11 protein-coding genes and 3 pseudogenes are annotated in these 21,835 nt (G+C 60.2%); 4 read left to right on the top strand and 10 right to left on the bottom strand.

Annotation, left to right across the window (positions count from 1 at the left end; genetic code table 11):
• Positions 1-150: 150 nt before the first annotated feature.
• The 3 genes from HV744_RS33405 to HV744_RS33395 all read right to left on the bottom strand — a co-directional run bounded on the left by HV744_RS33405 (position 151) and on the right by HV744_RS33395 (position 6,698).
• A complete protein-coding gene (locus HV744_RS33405) occupies positions 151-2,937 on the bottom strand; it encodes a bifunctional YncE family protein/alkaline phosphatase family protein (protein ID WP_246279316.1) in 2,787 nt (928 codons plus the stop codon).
• A 1,345-nt stretch (positions 2,938-4,282) separates the two neighbouring features.
• Positions 4,283-6,445 (bottom strand): phosphocholine-specific phospholipase C, encoded by a 2,163-nt coding sequence (locus tag HV744_RS33400; RefSeq protein WP_175153573.1) that lies wholly within the window; start codon positions 6,443-6,445, stop codon positions 4,283-4,285.
• Positions 6,438-6,698 (bottom strand): hypothetical protein, encoded by a 261-nt coding sequence (locus HV744_RS33395; protein WP_175153572.1) that lies wholly within the window; start codon positions 6,696-6,698, stop codon positions 6,438-6,440. Before HV744_RS33395 ends, HV744_RS33400 begins: the two co-directional genes overlap by 8 nt.
• Positions 6,699-6,818: 120 nt before the next feature.
• Between HV744_RS33395 and HV744_RS33390 the strand changes: the two genes are divergently transcribed.
• Entirely contained in the window at positions 6,819-7,703 is an 885-nt protein-coding gene (locus tag HV744_RS33390; protein ID WP_246279315.1) for an HAD-IIA family hydrolase, read from the top strand.
• 39 nt (positions 7,704-7,742) lie between these two features.
• On the opposite strand, the gene HV744_RS33385 is transcribed toward HV744_RS33390, so the two are convergent.
• Positions 7,743-8,660: a MurR/RpiR family transcriptional regulator gene (locus HV744_RS33385; RefSeq protein ID WP_246279314.1), complete on the bottom strand. Its 918-nt coding sequence runs from the start codon at positions 8,658-8,660 to the stop codon at positions 7,743-7,745.
• A gap of 278 nt (positions 8,661-8,938) precedes the next feature.
• On the opposite strand from HV744_RS33385, the gene HV744_RS33380 reads away from it, so the two are divergent.
• Positions 8,939-9,370: a hypothetical protein gene (locus HV744_RS33380; RefSeq protein WP_175153571.1), complete on the top strand. Its 432-nt coding sequence runs from the start codon at positions 8,939-8,941 to the stop codon at positions 9,368-9,370.
• Positions 9,371-10,006: 636 nt separating this feature from the next.
• On the opposite strand, the pseudogene HV744_RS33375 reads toward HV744_RS33380, so the two are convergent.
• The 4 genes and pseudogenes from HV744_RS33375 to HV744_RS38625 all read right to left on the bottom strand — a co-directional run.
• Positions 10,007-10,949 (bottom strand): annotated as a pseudogene (locus tag HV744_RS33375) (sterol desaturase family protein).
• 105 nt (positions 10,950-11,054) lie between these two features.
• Positions 11,055-12,005 carry a YVTN family beta-propeller repeat protein gene (locus HV744_RS33370; RefSeq protein WP_246279318.1) on the bottom strand — a complete coding sequence of 317 codons (951 nt, stop codon included), beginning with the start codon at positions 12,003-12,005 and terminating at the stop codon, positions 11,055-11,057.
• 418 nt (positions 12,006-12,423) lie between these two features.
• A complete protein-coding gene (locus tag HV744_RS33365) occupies positions 12,424-12,579 on the bottom strand; it encodes a hypothetical protein (RefSeq protein ID WP_246279313.1) in 156 nt (51 codons plus the stop codon).
• Between the two features lie 49 nt (positions 12,580-12,628).
• Positions 12,629-14,065, bottom strand: a pseudogene (locus tag HV744_RS38625) (DUF4158 domain-containing protein); the annotation flags it as partial.
• Between the two features lie 532 nt (positions 14,066-14,597).
• On the opposite strand from HV744_RS38625, the gene HV744_RS33350 reads away from it, so the two are divergent.
• Together HV744_RS33350 and HV744_RS33345 are read left to right on the top strand one after the other, a co-directional pair.
• Positions 14,598-15,005, top strand: coding sequence for a DUF2384 domain-containing protein (locus HV744_RS33350; protein ID WP_175153567.1), 408 nt, complete (start codon positions 14,598-14,600; stop codon positions 15,003-15,005).
• A gap of 71 nt (positions 15,006-15,076) precedes the next feature.
• Positions 15,077-15,523: pseudogene (locus HV744_RS33345) on the top strand (RES family NAD+ phosphorylase); the annotation flags it as partial.
• 720 nt (positions 15,524-16,243) lie between these two features.
• Here HV744_RS33345 and HV744_RS33340 read toward each other — a convergent pair.
• The gene (locus HV744_RS33340) at positions 16,244-17,041 is read right to left on the bottom strand and encodes a formylglycine-generating enzyme family protein (protein ID WP_175153566.1); all 798 of its coding nucleotides are present in this window, start codon (positions 17,039-17,041) and stop codon (positions 16,244-16,246) included.
• Between the two features lie 29 nt (positions 17,042-17,070).
• Positions 17,071-20,853 carry an eCIS core domain-containing protein gene (locus HV744_RS33335; RefSeq protein WP_175153565.1) on the bottom strand — a complete coding sequence of 1,261 codons (3,783 nt, stop codon included), beginning with the start codon at positions 20,851-20,853 and terminating at the stop codon, positions 17,071-17,073.
• Positions 20,854-21,835 lie beyond the last annotated feature (982 nt).

The following is a 21,835-nucleotide window of genomic DNA, read 5'->3' as shown; positions in this document are numbered from 1 at the left end:
TGCTGCTTATTGTTGTATGCGGTGGTGAGAAAGTCGGTGGGCAGCCGTTCATATGGACAGCTGCTCGCCGTGACTGGCTACTTCGCATCTCGCGCATCAGGCAATGCAAGCCTGCCCGATGCGCTCGAGCCTGACTATGCGACGACCTGCTTAGTCGTCGTCGTCGAGAGCGGCGACCGTTTTCGTGCCGTCAGCCGCGACCTTCGAGTAGATCGAGTGCGGGACGGGATACGGCTTGTCGCCCATCACGCCCTTCCATTGCACACGGTTGAACAGATCCGGCGGAATACGATCTTCCTTGGAGAAGTCGAAGTCCTTCGTCGCGTTCGCCCAGTACGTCGCGTCATGCAGCGGATGAATGTCTTCACCCTGGGCAAACTGGTTGCCGTCGATGCCGCTGGCCACGTTGCCCACGTTCGTGCCCTTCAGGATCGTCGAAGCAGCGGCCGTGTACGTCCACCTACCGTCCGACCTGGTGTCGAACACGTCGGCCATCGGCTTGGCGTAGGCCGTGTTCAGGTCCATGTGCTGGGTACCGAGCACGTCTTCCATGGTACGGAGCGCGTTGACCTGACTGTAGGCGGTGCTGACGATGGCGTGCTTCTTCACATACGCGCCGACGATGTAAGCGGTCGAGCGGTGCGAGTCAACGTGATCGGAACCGGCTTGCGAGTCATCCTCGACCACCACGATCAGCGTGTCCTTCGCATACGGGCTGTGCGCGACCGTCTCGACCAGCTTGCCAACCGCGAAGTCGTTATCGGCTTCTTGCTGCTCAGCCGAACCCATCTGGCCGACGTTCTGCGCAAAGCTGCCGGTATGGTCGGAGCCCATGCGGACCAATTGAAACGACGGGAGCTGGCCATTCGCGACGTACTGCTGGAACTCGCGGTTCCATTCGAGTTCGCGGAAGGTGTCCGGATAGGCCTGGTCGAAGCCGCGGTAGTACTGGTCCGTCAGGTTCACGAGGGATGGCTTGAGCGGATGAGCCTGGACGTTGTTGGTACCGGCCGGGTTGAGCAGCGGGTTGGCGATCGTGCCGATCGTGCCGACGTTGTTGACCATGCCACCGTAGTTGCGGACCGAACCGCCGGCTTGCAGAATCGCGTCGTAGATGCTCGCCTTCTGATAGCCGAACGGCGCATCCGGCACCGTCACGTCGGCGATGCCGGGCAGCGCGTTGGCCGCGCCGCCCGGCAGTGCCGACGTAGCGCTCGTGTACTTGCCATTCGTGGCGAAGTCGCGCATGGCGGTGGTCGCGAGGCCAACCGGCAGACCGCGGTTGCTGCCTTCGGATTCATATGCCATGCCGCGGCTGACGCCAGCGTAGTTCTCCTGCTGCGAAACTTCCTCGGTCGGTGTGACATGCGCATGCTGCACCCACGACCAGCCGTCCATCGAACCGTCGCCCGGATCGGTGAAGTTGTCGAGCGTGACGAAATTGGTGGCTATGTTGTGGAAGTTCGGCGTGGTGGCCTTGCCGAACATCGTCAGCGTCGGATCGCCGTTCGAGCCGTTGCCGAGGTCGCCGAGGACCTGGTCGTACGTGCGGTTTTCCTTGACGACGTAGATCACGTGCCTGATGCGAGCGCGCAGGAAGTTCATCGTCTCGCGATCGCTATCCGATTCCTTCACCGAATAGTGATTGTTCTCGTCCACCTGGGTGGTGAGCCGGGCAAGCACATCGCCCATCGGAACCGGGGCGCTGACGAGGCTGCTCTGTTCCAGACCGAACTGGTACTGTGCCCTGGTACCCGCGGTGTAGAGCGGGTTCGGGCCGGTGACCGATTTGCCGTTGATGATGTACATCTGCGAGCCATCGGCGCTCAGCGTGATGTCCTTCGGCGCATAGGCGGTAGGGATCAAACCGTTGACATGGTAGCCATAGTTGCCGTCGAGCGAGATCACGGCGATCGAGTTGTCGCCGTTGTTGACGGCATACAGCGTCTTGCCGTCCTTCGAAACGGTCACGTTGACCGTATCGCGGCCGCTGTACTTCTTGTTGTTGCCGCTGCCCTGGTCGTCGCCGTCGCCGGACCGGCTGGCGATGTCGATTGTCTTCTCGACGTGGTGGCTGACGGTATCGATGACGGCGACCTGGTCGGCGTTCGACACCGCGACGTAGAGCTTCGACTGGTCCGGCGAGAGCGTCATGCCGTAGGCATTGCCCTTCACGGGGATGCGCGTGATGAATTGCGGCGAAGCCGGGTTCGCCAGATTCAACACCACGACTTCACGATCACGCACCGACGAGACGAACGCCGTGCCGTCGGCCTTCAGCGAAACCGCCCACGGGTATTCACCGCCGGCGACGCCCTGCTGGCCCGACGTGTTGAACGGACGCAGGTCATATTCCGACACGAGCGTTTTCGAGGTCGTGTCGATGATAGAGATCGAATCGTTGTAGTTGTTGGCAACGACCAGGGTCCGGCCATCAGCAGAGACAGCCAGGCCGCCAGCGTTCGGCTTCACGCCCGAGCCGATACCCTTGGTGTGGTTCAGCGCGATGGCCGTGGTCTGGGCCCATTGGGCCGACGGGACAGCCGACGCGCGGTTGTACACATAGACCGTGTCGTCAGCGCCCCCGGTGCCGTACAGGGTCTGGTTGCCGTTCCAGGCGAGACCATCGAACGCGTTGTTCTGGTGAATGGCTTGCACCAGCTTCGGGCTCGCCTTGTTCGCGCCCGAGACGTCGTAGATGAAGATGTACTGGGTCGAGTCTGCGTTGTCCAGTGTGCTGTTGTTCGCGCCGGTGTAGACGGTGTTGTAGCCGGCGGTGATCACGGCCAGCGTGTTGCCGTCCGGGCTGAGCTGCGACTTGATGGCACCGCTGACCACCTGGGTCGGCTTGGCCGAAAGTTGCGGGTTCAGCAACTGCTGGACGGCCCCCGGAATGGCTCTGGGGGAGATGAACTGGCCGGTCGGCAACAGTTCCATGTTGCCTTGAGGCGCTGCGCTTGCTTGAAGGGTTGGGAAAATTACTGCACCAGTCAGTAATCCTAATGTAATACCCGACTGAATCCACCTGCTTTTTCTCATTTTGCATCTCCAGAAGAAGACAAACGGAATTGAAATCTCGGCTCCTGAACTCAACGTCTCAGATCTATTTTGTTAACCCTGATCTAACATTCGAGCTTCTTGTGCTGAGCGTTCCTGTTCCTCAGCCAGTGAAATCTAACGTTTGCGCATGTCAGAAACGTGAATCGACGTGCGGCGAAAAAATGCGAATCGATTGGTTGTGCTTGCAACGTGTTATTCGTAATCCCGGGAATTTCGCTCTCTAAAGAAATAAAAAAAAAATAAAAATGCTCTCGATGGCTCTGTCACGTTGATGCGTGCGCCAGACGCGCGCACCGCGCTGTGAGACGTTTCCGTCCAGATGCTTTTGGTCACTGCTTGCGCACATTGCGCGACTGTCAATCGAACTAAAGATGAGACCGCCTAATGTCGGGGAAACCGTCGTCAGTCAAGGAATGACCATGTCGAGGTCTCATTTTTGTGTCAATTCAAATTGAATCAAATTCGCAACTTCGCGAGAAATTGAACTAACGTTGCAACAGTGCCGTGGCCGAGACGAGCTGCCATGGCAGAGGCTGCTTCCGTGCCGGTTCGGTGTCTTGCAGAGCGGACACTGCATTACGCTTGGGCACCGAAAGCCAAACCGTCCGATTGTGTCTGGCACGGTGGCGCAAGTCAGTGTTTGCGCACCCGCAATGTCCTTGGCGTGACAAGTTACTGTAGTGACCTGTGCTACCGGTCGAACAGGCGGCGGATCCGATAGCGGATTTCCACCTCATGCGCGCGCGAACACTTTGTCATTTTGTCATTCGTATTGCGAACTAAATCTCGCGCGCGTCCGCACGAACTCTTCGGTGGCACGCTTCGAATTGCCCACGCACGTATCCCATGCTCAAATCGGACGAGGAATTCGTAGTCCGTCCACGGGACATCGGGATTGATAGTGCAACAACACTCGGATGCTCGATCATCTGGTACGACTTGTCGCGTACATGCACGGCCGCGGGAAACAATTTACTGCACGGACAGCTCGCACGCCCATCGCGAATTGGCGACGTTCCGCAGTAGTCGAACGGCTAAAATCGGTCCAGCTGCTGCCCGACACGGGCGGCAGTAGTCGACCCGCCTTCGGCTGATGTGCACACCGGACCGGGGAAATCCGGCCCAATGCGCGGATGATCGGCGAGCGTCGCTTTCGGCGAATAGAACGACGCTTCGATCTATCCGAATCGACGACGGCAGCGCCGGCGACGCGTTGCAGCGCTCATTCGCCGCCGGCACCTCGGCGATCGAACCATAAGCCCCGCGCCATCATGGGATCGCTCACCGATGCACGGCCGTTTTCGAGCCTGCCGGCGAATCGGCGCTCGATGTGCGCGCCCGAAACAGTGAAGTCGTACCAGTTGCCGCTCGATGACACATTCGAGTGCTGCTCGACGGTGACCCCGCCTGGCACGCGCAGCACCCACGGTCCGTCGTGACGATACGCGTTTGCCGTGATCGTCAGGTCGATCGGATTCCGGCTGTTGTTGTGCGCTTTGACCGATACCGTGTTGTCCTGTGCCCCATAGCCAACTTCGATCTCCGCCACCGCGACCGCCGCGTTGCCGCTGAAGGTGCGCACGAACCCGTTCGGACCGTAGACCCAAAGATCGTATGCGCCCTGATCCGACATCATCGGATTCCAATGGTTGTCGGACAGTTCCTTGCCGGCTTCGACCGTGTACCGGCGCGGAATGAGGTCAAGATGTTTCTTGTCGTAGACGTGAAACACTGCACCCTGCGATCCGGTATTTTGAAACTTGAGCGTGACAGCGCCGTTCGGTTGAACCGCTGCGCTGACGTTCAATTCATATGGCAACGCGTTCGAGTAGCGCGTGCCGGGCTCCTGGAAGAGCGCGGCAGGCGTCGCCGGTGCGGTCGCCGTCGGTAACGACTTCGACTGCGCTTCAAGCTGAGCCCAGTTGCTCATGTCAGGCATTTCCGGGAAACGCTGGTCGTTTGGATGCTCGAAGTCGAATGCGGACGTGAGATCGCCGCTGACAGCCCGATGCCACTTGCTGATCGCGGGAATGGTTACGTTAAAGCGCTTTTCGAGGAAGAGCCCAATCGACGCATGATCAAAGACTTGCGAGTTGACGAAGCCGCCCTTGCTCCAGGGCGATACGACGTACATCGGCACGCGCGCACCCATGCCCCACGGACGAAGGTTGCCACTGGCCGTATCCTGCGGCAACAGATACGAAGGCTTGTTGACCGCGAAGTACATACCGTTCACGTCCATCGTTGACTTGCCGGCGAGGGAGCCGTCGGGGTTATACGACGGCACGGCCGGCGTCGGGATGTGATCGAACAGGCCGTCGTTCTCGTCGAAAGTCAGGAAGAATGCCGTCTTGCTCCATGTATCGGGATTGGACGTCAGGGCTTCTAGCACCTGCTCGGTGAAGTAGCCGCCGTGGGCAGCGCTCGACGGCGCGCCCGGATGCTCCGATTCCAGTTTCGACGGCAAGACCCAGCTGACTGCCGGCAACGTGCCGTTGCGCACGTCGTTGGCCAGGTCATCGAGCGACCATTTGCTCATGCCTTGTTCGTAGATCGGTGAGCCAGGCTTCGCATTGCGGAAGCTGTTGAACGCAAGGCAGCCGTTCATCGCACCAGTCCAGTTGTCGTTCGGGTCCTGATAGATGCGCCAGCTGACTCCCGCGCTCTGGAGTACATCGGGCAACGTCGGCCAATCGAAACCGGAACCCGCATACGTGTATCCGGGCGTCGGCCACGTGCCGGTGATCCAGCAGCGAAGATTAACGGGCTCCGAGTCGGCATCGGTGCAGTTGATGCCTTGATTGCGCAGTACCGGGTTGTTGTTCGAGCCGGAAAAGAACGCGATGCGGTTTGGATCGGTTCCCGTCGCAACTGAGCAGAAGTAGGCATCGCAGATCGTGAATGCTTCGGCGAGCGCGTACTGGTACGGCGCCTCCTCGCGTGTGTAGTAGCCCATCGACGTCGGCGTCTTGTACTTTGGCCAGAAGCCATAGCTGCCCTGGTTCCACGCGGCCTGCGCGTCCGGGAAATTGTGCGGCATGTCGGGAATCAGTGCCGCGTTCATCGTGTTTTTGTTGAAGCGGAAGGGCGTTATCTCTCTTGTGCCGTCCGATTGATACCAGACGCTCTTTCCGCTTGCCAACGGTATCGGGAAGCGATCGCCATATCCACGCACGCCTCGCAGGGTTCCAAAGTAGTGATCGAATGAGCGGTTTTCCTGCATCAGGATGACGATATGCTGAATATCGTTGATCGTGCGGGTCTTGCTATTCGCCGGGATTGCAAGAGCACGCTGGATGCTCCCGGGAAGCGCGGCAAGCATCGCAGCCGATGCAGCGGCGTTTGCCGAACTCTTCAAGAATTGACGGCGATCGAATTTAACCATGACAGATGACCTTGGGTGGAAGAAACGGAATGCGGAAACGGGCGGGGCAGACGCGTGTCAAGACTGCATGAAGACGCGCGCAAAGCGCAGGCGAACGTTGACAAGAGTTCTTTGTGGCCATGTGCCGCGGGTAGCTCAGCAACGCGGTCAGGTATTCACGCTGGTCGAACGCGTACTCCATCGCTACAGAAGCCGGTGCCAGGATGGCACCAACTTCTGGCCAGGTGGCGACGAGTTCCAGCAAGCGGTTCATATCCTGGTTTCTTAATTGGTGAGGAAGCTTCCGGCATAAGTCCGGTGAGCTGATCCTCGCAATGTTCGGCAGGAAAGATGACGGGGGCATGAAGTTTGCTCAAACAAATGATGTTTTTAATTGAGCATTTCTCATTATAATTTTGAGGATTGCGCTAGAGGGCTGGCGTACCTGGCATCCACCGACCACATGAATCCACAATGCAGCATTGAACACATCGCCATCAAGAAAGCGGGAGCTTGTATGGCGCAGGCAAAGTACCTAATCGTCGATCTCGACGGAACGTTGATACGAGAAGACGAGGTGGTTGAGGGTGCCGTCGAACTGCTTGCGAGGTACCGTGATCGCTACGTCATTGTTTCCAACAACTCGACCGATACCGCTGATGGCGTGGTACGTCGCTTGGACCGTCTAGGGCTCCGGGTCGTATCCGAACGGATCGTGCTGGCTGGCGAGCAGACCGTCGACTTCATGCGACAGCAGCACCCCGAGGCGCGCATTCTGTTCGCCGGCAGCGAGGCCCTGCAGCGCTATGCAGTCGAGCGCGGGTGCCTGCTGGTGAAATCCAACGCGGATTTTGTCGTCCTGGGTCTTGATCCAGAGTTCAACTACGCACGCCTGTGCGTCATAGTCGATCAACTGCGTTGCGGCGCCCGTCTAGTGGTCACTAATTGTGACGTCAGCCACCCCGGTGCCGAAGGCAGGCTGGTGCCGGAAACCGGCGCAGTTTTGGCGGCTGTGGTGGCGGCGAGCGGCGTTCAGCCTGTGCACGTTACTGGCAAGCCAGAGACCCTGCTGCTGCAGGAAGGGCTGCGAAGGCTGGGCGCGACGCCGGATAACACCGTCGTGATTGGAGACAACCCCGCAACCGACGCAAAGGGCGCGGGCAATCTGGGCATGCGCTGTCTGCTGGTGGATAGCAGCGGGCGAGCCGGCGCGGCGAGTCTGTCGGCGCTTTTGCGCGCGGAAGATGCGGCGCGAGCCGGAGAGCTCGCAGCCGTGTAGTTAGCTGAACGCCTAGCCGCCCCACTGAGGCTTCAGGTTTCAGTAACGCTTGAGAGACAGGACGTCAAAGGTGTGGCGCAACGTCTTGACTGACTTGTCGTACTCGCTCAGGGCCAGGCAGGCGATCAGCGCATCGATGATCGCCAGTTGAGCCAGCCGGCTTGTCATGGCCTCCGTTCGAAAGTTGGTTTCACGGGCCATCGTGAAGAGCAGCACGTCCGCATACGCCTGGATCGGAGACTTGCCGAAATTGGTGATGCATATGGTGGCGGCGCCCGCCTCTTTGGCCAGCCGGGTGGCGAGCACGGTCTCATGCGTGCTACCCGAGTGCGACACTGTCAGCACGGCTACGCCAGGCCCGGTGAGCGATGCGCTAATGGCCTGAACATGGGAATCGACCACGACCTTGACATCGAGACCGATGCGCAGCATTCGGTAGTGCGCATCTTCGGCAATCGTGGCGGCGCTGCCGATGCCGTAAATCTCGATGCGCCGTGCCTCTCTGATAAGTTTGACCGCCTTTTCCATGGCATTGGGGTCTAGAGCTGCCTGCGTGTCGTGCAGGGTCTGTACGTTGCTCTGGAAAATCTTGCGTATCGTAGACCCGATCGTATCGTGCTGTTTCAGGTCTTCGTGGATAAACTGCACGGGCTGGACTATTTCCTGGGCCAGCGCGATCTTGATCTGCTGAAATCCGCTCGCGCCGAGGCTTTTGCACAGTCCAACCACACTGCCCTCGCTTGAGCATGTGCGGTCGGCTACTTCGCTAACAGACATATGGACCACTTCGCTGGGGTGGTTGATGATGAAATCTGCTATGCGTTGCCCGACGGGCCCTAATGACGGCCTGAATGTACCGATGCGGCTGAGCACGGCCGAGATAGGCGCGTTTCCAGCATTGCTTGGCACTGGTGGGGGCTGCGACTTGCCAGCGGCTTTTGAAGAGGGCTTTTTCATGATTCTGTCACCGTAAGATGGCTGGGATCCTCCCGCACCATCGTCTGAATAATTGTAAAACTGCTGATCGAATTCTGAGATTTTATCTCGATAAGGCTCTGTCAAGTTGGCGGGAGTAGACTACCGGTGCGGCTAAAGAGTAGTTATCCTAATCAGGTAACTCTCTCGACTGCGGTGGTGACAGTCGGCGAGGTTCAAACTAGGGTAACACGCGAGACGCCTGATGGCGCTGACATGACCGATAATGTCAGGCCATTTTTTTCAGTCGTGGTGCATGCATGAATCGATCGGCTGGCGCGGCAGCGAAGCGACTGCCTGGGAGTGAACGTAAGCAACTGGCCGTTCAGGCGCTCGCGGGAGCGGAAACGATCAGTGAACTGTCCGCGAGGCTCGGCGTAAGTCGCAAGTTCGTCTACGCGCAACGGGGCAAGGCGAGCGACGCGCTCGATGATGCGTTCTCTCTGGCGGCGCCGGATGATGGGGTTCTGTTCCAGTTGCCGGTGACCCGGACCTGGCTGCGTCAGGCGATGCTCGGGCTCACGCTGATCTGGCGCAGTTCGTATCGCGCCCTGGTGGAATTGATGCAGCGATCTGCTGGGCGTGCGCGTCAGTGTGGGCAGCGTTCACAACCTGCAGCAATGGGCCGCGCAGCAGGCCCGGGCGATCAACCGCGAGCAGGACCTCTCAGGCATTCGCGTGGGCCCGCGTGACGAGATCTTCCCGGGCTCGCAGTCGGTGCTCACCGGCGTCGATGCCGACTCGACCTACCGTTACCTGCTTGCCGGCGAGCAACATCGCGACGGCGACATCCGGGGCATGCACCTGCTCGAGGCGTCCCGGCAGGGGCTCGCACCCGACTACACGATGCCGATGCCGGCAGGGGCCTGCGCGCCAGGCAACAGGCCGCCTGGGGCGCGACACGCCCTGCCATGGCGATGTGTTCCACATCCAGCACCAGTGCGAAACGCTGGCCAACGCGCTGGGCAACCTCGCCAGGGTGCCCGCACACGGCGCGAGAAGCTCGAAGCCAGGACGGATCGCGCCCGCGTGCGGGGGGGCGTGCGGGCCGCTTCGCTGCAGCGCTGAGGGAGGCGCGCCACGCGCAGGCGCTGGCAGACGAACTGGCCCGTGACGTGCGCACGCTCACCCAGTGGCTCAGTCGTGACGTTCTGGCGTTGGTAGGTCTGGTGCTGGCCACGCGGCAGAAGCTGTGGTTATGTCGCAGTAAGGAAAGAGGGTCAAGCAAACGCGAGATGCTACGTCTTACTTATGAAACGAGCGAGTAGAACTGCTGGGCAGCACAGCTCGATGCGAGCGCAACAACACATGCACGGCGTCAGCTGCACTCACTCCACGGCACCACTCGCGTGCTTCCTTTGGACGCGCAGACGCTTCACAATGCGCTCAAACTCTCGCCATTGCTGCGCGATCAATCCATCACCATACGAACGCCCTGCGCCATGCGGTACAGGAAGCTGGTCGCGGATACCGGTTGAATCCGCCTCATGTCCCACCATCGAAACAGCACGCCGAAATTGCAACCGCATTCCGCGCCTTCATGTCCGTAGCCCACCGCATGGTGGCGACGCTGAAAGATCGGACTGACGATAGGCGCTCGAGCAGCCACCCGTACGGCAGGCGCGCGTTGACGTGCTGAATGCGCTGCATGAAGTTGCTGACCGCGACCAACACCACGAACTGATTCGGCTGCACACCGATAAACAGCGAGATCGCCGCGACAAACGCTGCCCGGATGATGTCGTCGAGAAAGTGGTTGCGGTCATTGGCCCACAGCGACATCTGCTGTTGGCTGTGGCGCACCGCATGCAGTTTCCACCACACGCCGAAACGATGCTGCCAGCGGTGATACCAGTAGCCGGCGAGATCGAGCACGATCAGGTAGATCAGGAACGACACGACCGGCCGATCCGTCAGGCCCGGCCACAGGCTGTCGAGATCGATGTTCGGTATTTTGTAGATCGCGATCAGACTCTGCCAGTGATCGAATAGCGGCTGCAGCATGAAAAAGAAAGCGATGTTGATGATGCCGAGCCTGGCGATCCACGTGTAGATCACATCGGAGCGAAGCGCCTTGCAGTCCTGCCACTGTTCGACGGGACGCAGCGCTTCAAGCGGACGCAACGCGAAATACGTCACGGCGATTTCCAGCACGCCGATGATCAGCCAATACAGTGCGTCGTAGGTGTCTTCGTTGTAATCCATCAGGCCGAAGCGATAGAAGAACGGCTGCACGACGTCGACATATAACAGTGTCTGCAGCGCGGACACCGCGTTGTCGAGTTATGCGACGATTTCATGAAACATCAGAATCCTCGTGTTTGACCAGTTCTGTCCGCGCTCATGTCACGGCGAGTTGGAGACGACTCGCACAGCTCAATCCGGATTGGGCGACACGACCGGCGCGCGGTTGTCGAAAAAGATGCCGTGCGGTGAACGGCCCACCGCGATCGTGTCGATCAGCTTATGCGTGGTCATGTCGATGACGCCCACGTGCCTCGCGAAGCGGAATCCCACCCATAGATAGCGCTTGTCGGGCGTAAGTTCCATATCGTCGGGTCCAGGCATCAGGCCCGTAATATCGCCGACATTACTGAGTGTCGTGTAGTCGATGATGCTGATGGTGCTGTCGACACGATTGGAGACCGCCACGTGCTTGCCGTCGTCGAGATTGCGGAAGTTGTGCGCGCCGCGGCCTGTGTGGATCTTCTTGACGATTTGCTGCTTGCGCCAGTCCAACACGGTCACGTCGTCTTCGCCGGTCATGCCGACCAGCAGGTAGCGATCGCCCGGTGTCATCCACAGACCCGCAGGCGCCTTGCCCACCGGCATTTTCCAAAGCACTTGCTGGCTCGGCAGGTCGATCGCCGCGAGTTCGCCGGAGTCCTGCAACGTGACGAACACGGTGCGGTTGTCGGACGCGAACGTCATGTGGCTGGGCGTCTTCGCCAGTTCGATATGCCTGGCCAGCGCCATATTCGTGCCGTCATAGCGGTAGATGTCGACGCGGTCCATACGCAGCGCCGCGGTGACGAACCACTTGTGATCCGGGGAAAAGCCGAGTTGATACGGATCTTCAATGTCCGGCACGGTACGCTGCACCTTGCCGTCGTGTGGGTCGACGAACATCAGGTTGTTCGACACCGAATCGGCAACGATCAGGGAGCGGCCGTTGGGCGTGATCATCAGATGGTGCGGTTCCTTGCCGGTTGGCTCTGTGCCGATCACCTTGTGCGTGGCCTCGTCGATCAGCGTCAGTTGTGCTTCACCGGAATCGAGCACGATCACGCGATCAGCGGCATACGCGTAATTCGTGACGGCGAGCATGCCGAACAGCGACGTGACGAGCGCGGCGATCCTGGTAATGGAAACGATAGAAGATGGCATTCGGATCGTAATCATGCGAAAAAATACTTTGAGGAGAAGTGTAATCAAGACGTCGGAATTTGTCGGCCGCGGTCAAGACCATCACCACCTAACGTTTGTACCGCCGCTGGCGATGACACGAAAGGCGAGGCAAGATGCAGAAATTGCCGGGCAACGAGGCGATCGAAGACGGCTCGCCGTAGATCGACCCGCATCCACCGGTTGAATCCGCCGCGCGAAGCGGACGCCGATGAAAGCAAAGCAACTCACGACTGCTCCGCCTGGATATCGACGGAGGTCGAAGGGCGTCAGCCCGGGAGGCGCCTGGTTTTGCGATGACAACGTTCGCCAGGAGACCGCCGTGAACGCCGCGTGACTATCACCACAATCTCAGGCGGCGTATCGCGTTCAATAATTGCGCGCAGGATGTTGCTGCGGCTTGCTCGATCAGTTTCGCGACTTCGGCCGGATGCGAAATATTGGGCACGCGGTTCGAATTGGTCTCGACGGTCGTGCTCCCGGCGCGCTTCGTCATGACGCGTTCGAGACCGGGATTGATTGCGCAGTCAGCTGTTGTTGGAATGGATCAGCAGCATGCCGAGGCTGCGAAACGAGAAGCTGTGTTCGACATAGACCGATCCATTGCGCAATGCCACTCGCAACGCAAAAAGCGTTGCCCATTCGAAAGCGATCAGCGCATCGCCGCGGTTCTCGCCGGCGATCATGCGTTGCCAGGCACGGCCAAGCGGGATCCCTGTGTCCGGCGGCAGCCCGACTGCCTTGTTTGCGTAGAGTTTGCCCAGCAACACGAGCGCATCCATGACCGGATGCGCCGCCTGCGCCTGGAAAGGCAGGTCCAGCAGCTTTGCGAGCAATGCGCGCGCCACGCGGCGCTTCGAGACGAGCTGCGTGCGCATGAGGCTGGTGCGGCTGGGTACATCCTGTTCGAGCGCGGCATCCGCCAGTTCGCACAATTGTTTGACGAGCGCATCGCGCGTCAGGTCCTTGTTGCCTGCGAGCGTCTTGACTGCCGTTGCGAAATCCCGCAACTGCGCCTTCCGGTCTGGGCGCGAGGCCGCCACCCGATCATTTGCAGTCCGGATCGCCTTGCGGATCCAGTCGCCGAGCGTCGACAGAAGCTGGTCGGTTACGGAGCACAGTGCGTAGCATATGAAAAAGGCAGCTTCGAGCCGTCGTATGGCCGGCCGGATACGGTGACTCACCGAAGGTTTGCGGTTCGCGCAACGCCGCGCCTAATGCCGCACGATGGCTTCGTTGCATGTCTCGGGCCACTTTGTCTGCACGCCGAGTTCGACCAGAAGATCGACCTTGCGAAAGAGATCGCTCATCTGTCGTGTCGAATTGCGTAGCGGTACTGACCATCGCCACTGCTGCAGGCTCAATGCCTCGCCATGCGGTTTCGGAAGCAATTGGCCCCATCGATCCAGTGTGGCCTCGCCCAAGGCCTGCATAAGCTCGCCGGTGAATTCGGCTTCGACGTCCCGGATGACCTGCACGATCAGTTCCCGCAGGGTACGATCGCGAGGCAGCAGGATCCGGTGCTCGTACAGCCAGCGCTTGAGCTCGTGCAGCAAGCCATTGCGATCCTGCCGGCCTGAAAGTGCAGACTTTAGCCAGCGCATCACGTAGCGGCGTTGATGTTCAGTCATGGGGCCGAAACCTCGCGCCTGGTATGCGCAGACCTGATGCTCGAAAAGCGTGTCGGTATGGCCGTCGTACAGGGCCGTCATCGTGCCGAGATCGGGCGACTCGATGCCGAGCTGTCGCCCCAGGTGTTGCCAGAGATTGCGTGGGACGTATCGGCACGCATCGAGCGTGCAACCGCTCATGCGCACGAAGCCGATGTGAAGGGCCAGCGCGAAGCGGTAGAGGTGCCGGCGCCGCGTGTTGATCAGCGCGCGTTCCTTCGAGGAGAAGGTGAAAAACGCGGCCAGCTCGAACTCGTTAAGCGTATGCGGGATTGAGCGCATCCCGAGATAGGCCTGCCGCCAGTGTTCCATCGCCGTCCGCTCCGCTGCCGAAAGAGGGACCGCTCAGGCTACGCCAACAAGATCATCCTGACAATTGGAACCTCAGGGGCAACGGCATCGGAACCCTCCGGCGAAGGCAAACAGCGAACTATTGATTTGGCTGAAATTTTATGTCGGGGCAGACCGGAAAGCCTGGTCGCGCCTTGACGCCGCTAACCCGGCAAACGGCACGGAAATCACGGGGACCCCGGATCGCTCGGATCACTCACAAGCGCGATGACGCGTGGAAGGAAGCCGCGGCTTTAGGCGAAGCCTATCGGGCGATGTCAAACGAAGTGAAGCGATGGTCTGTTACAGCCATCGAAGTCTCCAGCCCCGGAATTCCGGCAACTGGTCAGCTTACGCTGCGAAAAAGCGGACATTACAACTTAGCCACTACAACCATGTCCGGTGATAAATTATGTTATGTCAAATTACATTGAAAGGATCCAAGGCTGTCGCTGATCCATGCATTCAGGCGTTGTGCTATTATTGTGCATATATTGTGCGTGGAGCCTTTCAGATGAACCCGGATTCCGTTCTCGACCGTCCGAACGCGGGCGGCAGCTTCGACCAGTTTATGGCATCACTCCGCGATCCGGATAGTCCGGCGCCGATCGTGTCCGCGCGACGTTTTGGCGAGGCCCTGCATATTGATTTGCAGACGCTTGCCCAGCAGGCGCATGTGCACCGCAATACGCTCAGTCGGCAGCCTGCCTCAGAGAGCGTTCAGCGATTCCTGCGGGACGCGCTCCGGGTCATCCGGGCGGCAACGGACATTTCGGGTGACGTCGGCCAGGCACTGTTCTGGTACCGGAATGAACCGTTAGCTGTTTTCGACTACAGGACGGCCGAGCAGCTGGTATCGGACGGCCGGACTGACGATCTGCTTCGCTACGTTTCGTCTCTTGAGGCAGGCGCAGCAGGATGATCCTCAAAGCCCTATCCGGGGTCACGGCGTACCGAATGCACGTGCCGAAGTGAGCAGTCGCTCCGACGAGCGGCGCAGGCGCGGGCAGACACGGCGGTCGCGCCAACCGCATCGGACTCAATGCCCTCTATCTCGCGCTGGACGTCAACACCGCGGTACGGGAATATCAGCAGATCTCTCCCCTGATGCCGCCCGGGACGCTCGTCAGTTACCAGTTGACCGTCGACCCTGTCGTCGATTTCACGAGCGGATATCAAGGCGGCATCTGGTCGGCCCTGTGGGAAGATTTCTATTGCGACTGGCGCGGCTGCTGGTTCAATCAACGGATTGAGCCGCCAAGCTGGATCATCGGTGACGAGGTGATTGCAACCGGTGCAAAAGGGATTCTGTTCAGATCGCGTCTGTCGCCGGAAGGCGTGAACCTTGTCCTCTACGTGGATGACCTGGCGCCGGCAGATCGACTTGAGGTGCACGATCCACAGGGTTCGCTTCCCCGGGACCAGTCATCGTGGACGTAGAAAACCATCCAGCACAAGGCCTCCGCCGGCTCAATGTGGAGGCTTGGAGACGGCGTGCGTTGCAGCGCGCTGACGTTATGTGTCCACGATAGTGAAAAGCGCGCGGCCAGTTGCCCGATAGAAAAAAACTCCGAATCGCTGATTCGGAAATCTGGGCCACCGGTCCCTCCGGTAATTCGCCGGATCACGTGTTTTGCCGGGCCTGGCGAAAGTCCTCCACCAATGTGTTGCCACATCTCGCCTTCCTGATTCGTGCCGTTGACCGGTCGGCGTGCCTGCCCTCACCTCGGCCTGAATGTCATCCGATGTCCACGCGCGACTGTGCATCAGGTGGTTATCGATCTCGCGACACGAGCACGCGCTATGTACTGGTTACGGCCTGATACGGTCGGCTGAAGTCGACCCACTGCCGTCGGTCAGGCCCTTGCCACCTCAGCGGCAGGTTACGGGGTGGAGCGGTCACCCGTGCTTGGCTGCGGTCAACCAATTCTCAGCCATTGCTGACATCCAGCACATCGGGAAGCAGCCGTTAGGCGACGACCGGTTCAGTCGGCATGCACTTCGTAAGCGGCCGGTTATCCCCTCTCGACCGAAGCGGTGTAATTCAGGTCTGCGCTACGAATCTTAAAGAAGCGCTCAACAACACCGTCAAAGACAACAAAAACGAGTTGTCCCCGTTGACAGAGATCGTGAAATGGACAACTGCCGAGCGCAAGCAGGTCAGCGGGGAACGGCCTGCCTAACGACAGGCCGCAGTCCCGTAGGCTCGTTGTAATCATTGGCTCGGTCTGAGAAAGCCCGGGCTGCGGACCGGCATTCGTCGGCGCCCGCGGCGAAATCGCCTCCCCGGACCGCTTTCACTAGTCCGTGATCATTCAGATCGTGCGGATCGACAACTTCCATCGACCCGTAGCGACGGAAAGTGTCCCGACACCACTCGGCAACGTTGCCATAAAGATCGAAAAGCCCCCACGGATTGGGCTTACGCCCGCCGGCGCGGTGAGTTTGACCGTTGCTGTTGACACGATACCAAGCGTATTCTTCCAGCATCGCCTGATCGTCGCCAAAAAACCAGCGCTGAGTCGTACCCGCCCGGCAGGCATACTCCCATTCCGCTTCGTACGGTAAATCTACGTGCGCGTCGCTGCTAATCACGCCATCGACGCGCAGACGATCGGACAGATGTGAACAGAAGTTGCGCGCTTCATCCCACGTGATTCCGGAAACGGGATGTTCGTCGCTATTTGCCAGAGACTCAGGCGCCTGCGGCAATTGGCCCGCGATCTCTTGCCATTGCGTGCGCGTGACCGGAGTTCGAGCGATCCAAAAGCCCTGCGTCAACCGGATCGGCTGGCAAGGCTGTTCGATTGTTGGTGCATCCGCAAAGCTGCTGCCAACCACGCCATTGCCTGGAGGGCACCACACGAACTGGAAGGCGCACCTATGCACAAGCGTTACCGTGCGGATAGTCCCGGCAGGATGGACTTCAAGTAAGGGATTCAAATCTTGTTGGGCCATAGATTGCTCTTCATGTACACCGACTCAGTTCATGGGTCGAACCAGAGTTCCGCCCTCTTGAATGTACCGTCTGGATTGCGTACCGACTTGGCATAGTCGATTCGAACCTTTGGGTAACCGCTGCGCTTCGCCATTTTGCCGGTGAACGTTTCGCCGGCGGCTTCCTCAGGTGTCATTTTCTTTTGGATGAATTCATTGAAAGTAGCGAGATTGTCTTCCCCATACCATAAGCCACGAATGCCCCGGACGGTGTCTCCGCCAGAGCGGAACTCCTCTAGAATCGCTTCAAATACCTCGCTGCCTCGCACTGTGGTGTTTGCTTCCTTGGTATAGATGCCAAGCTCCAGGTAGCCGTCTCCCTTTAGTTCTCCCAAGCCGAGCAGGGCATCCGTGACTGCGTCGCTAACACTGACATTGTTGCCGGTACGGACGACCCGCACCTTCGGCGGTGCCTTAGGCACGACTTCGGGCGGCTTTTCTTCCGGCGGTTTGACCTCAGGCGGCTTCACCTCGGGTGGTTTCACCTCGGGCGGGTTGATGTCTGGCGGTACACTTTTGCCGCCGAATTTTCCCTTGAACGCACGAGCGCCGAGGCCGAGCGTCAAGAGCTGGAAGAGCCCGGACGTGATCATCTCAGCTCGGTCGAAATCGCTCATCTTGGCTTTCAGGGTGCCGTCTGGATTGTGTTCGGCAAAAGCCCTGTATCCGACTATCCCCTCGACGACCTGCGGAATGCCTGTGACGTCAGCGATCCCCAGACCGACGAGCGCCAATCCTTCCCAAAAACCGGGCCCTCGTCCGTTGTCTTTTTCAAAGTTCGAAAACCGGGAATAGATGCCGAGTCCGATGCCGAGGATCAACGCACCGCCGATGATGAACGGTGCAGCCGCTTCAAAAAGCAGGCATAGCCCGCCGATGATAAGGAGCGGCACCAAAGCCGAGAGCAGACCATAGATGATGCCGCCCGCGATCTCGCCGAACGTGTCCTTGAACCAGCTTTTGATCGCCGCCGTCCACGACTTCGGCAGGAGCAACTCGAGGAACGTCTGGCCGCCATTTTCGGCGTTCTGTCGCTGATCGGCCGACGACCTGGAGTCCGCCTCGGACTTGAGCGACGTGTAGCTCGAATCGATATCGGCGTGCGTCGCCTGCGTTTTTCCCTGGACGACTTCAAGGTTGCCCTGCTGTTCCGTGGATGCCTGATCGACCGTCTTGCCGAGATCGGTTTGCGCCTGCTTCGCGCTGTCCTCCACTCCTGAAACGACGTGGGAACCCGCTTTGCCCATATCAGCCGATGCTTGAGACCCTGCCTCCGACAACAGCTGGCCCGTAGCCCGGACCGCGTTCTGGAACGTGCGCGAGGCGCCGGCCTGCCCAGAAGCAAGCTTCGTCGCAACGCCTGCGGCGCCGCTTTGCAGATTTACAGCGGCCGCGCTCGCAGCCGCGCCGATGGCGGCGACGCCATGCTGCGCGATTTCTCCGAACTGACCGCCGACGCGGGATTCCAGCCCCCCCAGTTCGGCAGCTGCCCGTTCGGCTAGCTCGGCCATCTGGGATCGGGCCTGCGGCGCCAGTTTCGAAGCCGTCGATTCGGGTGCCGCAGCCACGGCCAACCCCGCCTGCTGTGCCCCCTGCTCGAGAGTGGCAGCCAGTTGCTCGGCGTGCGTCGCGATTTCGGCGGCGCGCTGTTCGGCATGGGAGTCGAGGGCGCTGGCCAAAGCTTCAGCTCCGGACCGAACGCCCTGAACGACGGTTGCAGCACCGGCTTCCATCTTGTGTGCGGCCTGACCCGACAGCGCAGTCACGCTACTCAGGACGTTCGATGCCGCTTTTCCCAGACCCGACGTCGCGCTGTGAACCAGACCAGCAATATGGCCTGTCGCCTCGGGCACAGCCTGCCCGATGGAGGATACGAAATTCGTTACCTGCTCATCAATGAAACTTCCAAAGCTGCGAGCAGCGTCGCGGTTACCCTCATGGACCCGGGTGGCATCCTGATTGAAGTTTGCACTCGCCTGGGCATCTGCTTTCTGCGTCGCCTCCTGTTTGAAGCTGTCCGTCTCGCCGCCCGCGCTGGCAGGCTGCTGTGCCCTGGCCGCCCGCGCGTCACTGCCATCCCGGAATACCGCCGCCTCGGACTCTGCTGTCGCGTCTACTGAGGCTTTCTTGTCGGCGGCGGTCCGTGATGCTTGCGACTGGTGCTCCTCGACCTCTTTCGTGACGCGGCCTGTCTCGGCCGCTCCGCTTGCGTGGACATCGGCGGTGGCTGCGGCAAGTTCGGCTTGTACCGCCGCCACCGCAGCTTCTTCGCCGCCCGCGATGGCTACGTGGCCGGCGGCCAACTGTGCATCGATTTCGCCAGTCGCCGCAACCTGCGCAGCGCGAAGTCGAGTGGATCCCCGCTCGCCGATACTCACGACGGCTGACGCGACTGCTGCGGCCTGGTTCCGGATCTGTGCGGCCATGCGCGAGCCTTCGGCTGCGACATCGCGGCCGAGCGCGGCTGCCGGACCACGCACGCTTGCCAGCGCGTTGGCGTCGGGTGACGAAGCCGCGGCTCCCGGCGCCGCCCCGGGCGGTGGTACAAAGGGGACGGCGGCCGCCCTCGGTGCTTGCTGCCCAGCGTGCATCACAATTGCCGGCCGCCTCGCACCTGTAATGGATGGCAGTCTACGGGAGGTCGCAGGCGCCTTCGGCGCCGGATACGCATGCGCATGCGAGCGCGGCTCTGGCGATGCGGACTTATGCTTCGCCCCTCCCTTGGCGGTCGGCGCAAGCGCGTGCACCCGTGCGTGGAGGGGCGGCCGTTGCTGCCGCCGAGCGCGGATCGTTTCCTTGCTCTCTTTGGCGATGCGCGCTTCGACTGCTGCCAGCTTCGCTTCGGCTGCGTGGCCCCGCGCCACCTGGACCGTGCTCGACGGGATTGTCCGTTTGCGTTGCGACGCCGAGGGGGCTCTGAGCCTGACGATACCGAGATCGCCGCGCGCTGCCGCCGGCCCCAGCCGCTCTGCTTCTGCTTCGGCCGCTACCGGATGGGCAGGTGTATCGGATGCCGGCCGCTCGACCGGTACCGCGCCTTGCTGAATCGTGTGAACCAGTTCATGACCAAGAATTTCTTCGGCGCCAGTTCGCTTTAATACGCCGTCTGCGAAGTGTATGTTGCTCCCGAAGGTGACTGCGCTAGCCCCGCGGCTTTCGGCGACGTCGTCGCCGCTGTGCACCGTGACGCCGCTGAAGTCCGCACCCAACCGCTTTCCGAAGTGCTGCGCCTTGCCTGGATCGAGCAGTTCGTGTCGCTCCGGAATTCTCTCTTCGGCCACTGAATCAAGTGAGCGGGAGATGGGCACACTCCTCGGGGGGGCGCGGTCCACCTCCTTTGGGCCTGCTTTCGGGGCGACCTCACCCGGCCTCGAACCCAGATGCTCATCTTCCCCGGCTCCATTACGCCGATCCGTGACAACGTGCGCGGCCCATGTCGCCGCCATTTTGCCGTCAGCATCGAATTCACCTGTGGCATCCCGCGCTGCGGGTTCCGGTCGGATGGACGAAATCACTTTCTGAAGGTGGAAGTTGCCGCGCAATTGTCCAATCCGGCGAGCAAGGGCCCGTCGTTGCGAAATGGGCTGCGCCTTGTCGTTCAGGAGCGCGCTCTGAATCTCGACACTCTCTGCGGCAGCGACAAGTAATCCGCCAGAAGCGAACGCTTCGCGTGGTCGGTCAGTGGTAAATCCACTGGGTACTGGCGTGCTCCCTTCCGGCTGCCGTGACCGTTGATCGTTCTCGTGGCTAACGTTTACGGACACCTTCTCCATTACAGTCGCCGCACCGGAAGAGTTGTCTGGATCAGAGTCATGGCCGTTTGGTGAGCCGTCGTCAGACCGCCACAGACGAGGCTGCGATGGAGATCAGAAGTACGCGCCATATTGACCCGGATGGGTAAACTGGCGCGTCATACCACCCCTTGCGGCTCCAAGTTACGTAGGCAAATTGAGCGGCGCATGCCAACGACGGCGAGGCGATTTTGCCGGTGCCGCGGATGAGAGCCGCCAAGAATCTGGGCGCTCATCCACGCACCATTGTTTGCCACGACTGACGGTGTAGATGTGAGCCAAGCGAGCAGCACTGGCACTCTTTAGATAGGTGTTCCAACGCTTCTTTTGCATAGCGTTTTCCCGTCGCAACGATCCTGCAGTAACCGTTGCACTCGTCCGCGTCCCCTTCGCGTCCATCCCATCGCGCTACAGACTTCGCCCATGATGGACGCTGTGGTCATTTCCGTGACGTGCAGATTGGCCGGGGCCTGCGGGGGTGATTCATGCGAGCCCTCCTGTGGAGGCAGGAATCGAGCGCTAAGCTAGCATTTTCAGAAGTGTAGTCAGCGATCGCCTCGAATGCGAGGAAAGCTGCGCATTCGGATGGCGGTTTCGGCCGAAGGCGCGTGGGATCAATTTGTACATGAACGTCTCATATCCGGACGTACCCGACGTTCGAATGTCCGCCCGAAGGTCCTGGTCAACGTCTCTTGATTGGGCGGCGACAATTATGTTGGCCGGCGCATTGACTCAGGTTATTTGTTACCGATCACCGGTCGCGGCGCACGTTTTGACACACTCTGGGCCGACTGCCGCCCGATGCGGTCTGCCGAGATCGAAGCTGCCGATTCAGCTCGCAAGTCCCCGACATCCGCAATCTCGGAGCACCGAGTCAGGCTAAAGCTCGCGGTGACTCCTGGTAAACCTCCTCGGTAAGTTACAAGCAGAAGTCCACCTGGAAGGGCCGCCCGTTGAAGAGCAA

The organism is Paraburkholderia ultramafica, assembly GCF_902859915.1.
GTDB lineage: Bacteria > Pseudomonadota > Gammaproteobacteria > Burkholderiales > Burkholderiaceae > Paraburkholderia > Paraburkholderia ultramafica.
The sequence above is the reverse complement of the archived record's forward strand: the minus strand, read 5'-3'. Positions and strand labels throughout refer to the sequence as shown.

Coding starts and splice junctions, on each gene's coding strand:
- HV744_RS33370 (WP_246279318.1), bottom strand. CDS start 12,005: ATGCTCGCCGTCACGAATTACGCGTATGCCGCTGATCGCGTGATCGTG.
- HV744_RS33335 (WP_175153565.1), bottom strand. CDS start 20,853: ATGGAGAAGGTGTCCGTAAACGTTAGCCACGAGAACGATCAACGGTCA.
- HV744_RS33340 (WP_175153566.1), bottom strand. CDS start 17,041: ATGGCCCAACAAGATTTGAATCCCTTACTTGAAGTCCATCCTGCCGGG.
- HV744_RS33365 (WP_246279313.1), bottom strand. CDS start 12,579: ATGACGAAGCGCGCCGGGAGCACGACCGTCGAGACCAATTCGAACCGC.
- HV744_RS33350 (WP_175153567.1), top strand. CDS start 14,598: ATGAACCCGGATTCCGTTCTCGACCGTCCGAACGCGGGCGGCAGCTTC.
- HV744_RS33380 (WP_175153571.1), top strand. CDS start 8,939: ATGAATCGATCGGCTGGCGCGGCAGCGAAGCGACTGCCTGGGAGTGAA.
- HV744_RS33385 (WP_246279314.1), bottom strand. CDS start 8,660: ATGAAAAAGCCCTCTTCAAAAGCCGCTGGCAAGTCGCAGCCCCCACCA.
- HV744_RS33395 (WP_175153572.1), bottom strand. CDS start 6,698: ATGAACCGCTTGCTGGAACTCGTCGCCACCTGGCCAGAAGTTGGTGCC.
- HV744_RS33400 (WP_175153573.1), bottom strand. CDS start 6,445: ATGGTTAAATTCGATCGCCGTCAATTCTTGAAGAGTTCGGCAAACGCC.
- HV744_RS33405 (WP_246279316.1), bottom strand. CDS start 2,937: ATGGAACTGTTGCCGACCGGCCAGTTCATCTCCCCCAGAGCCATTCCG.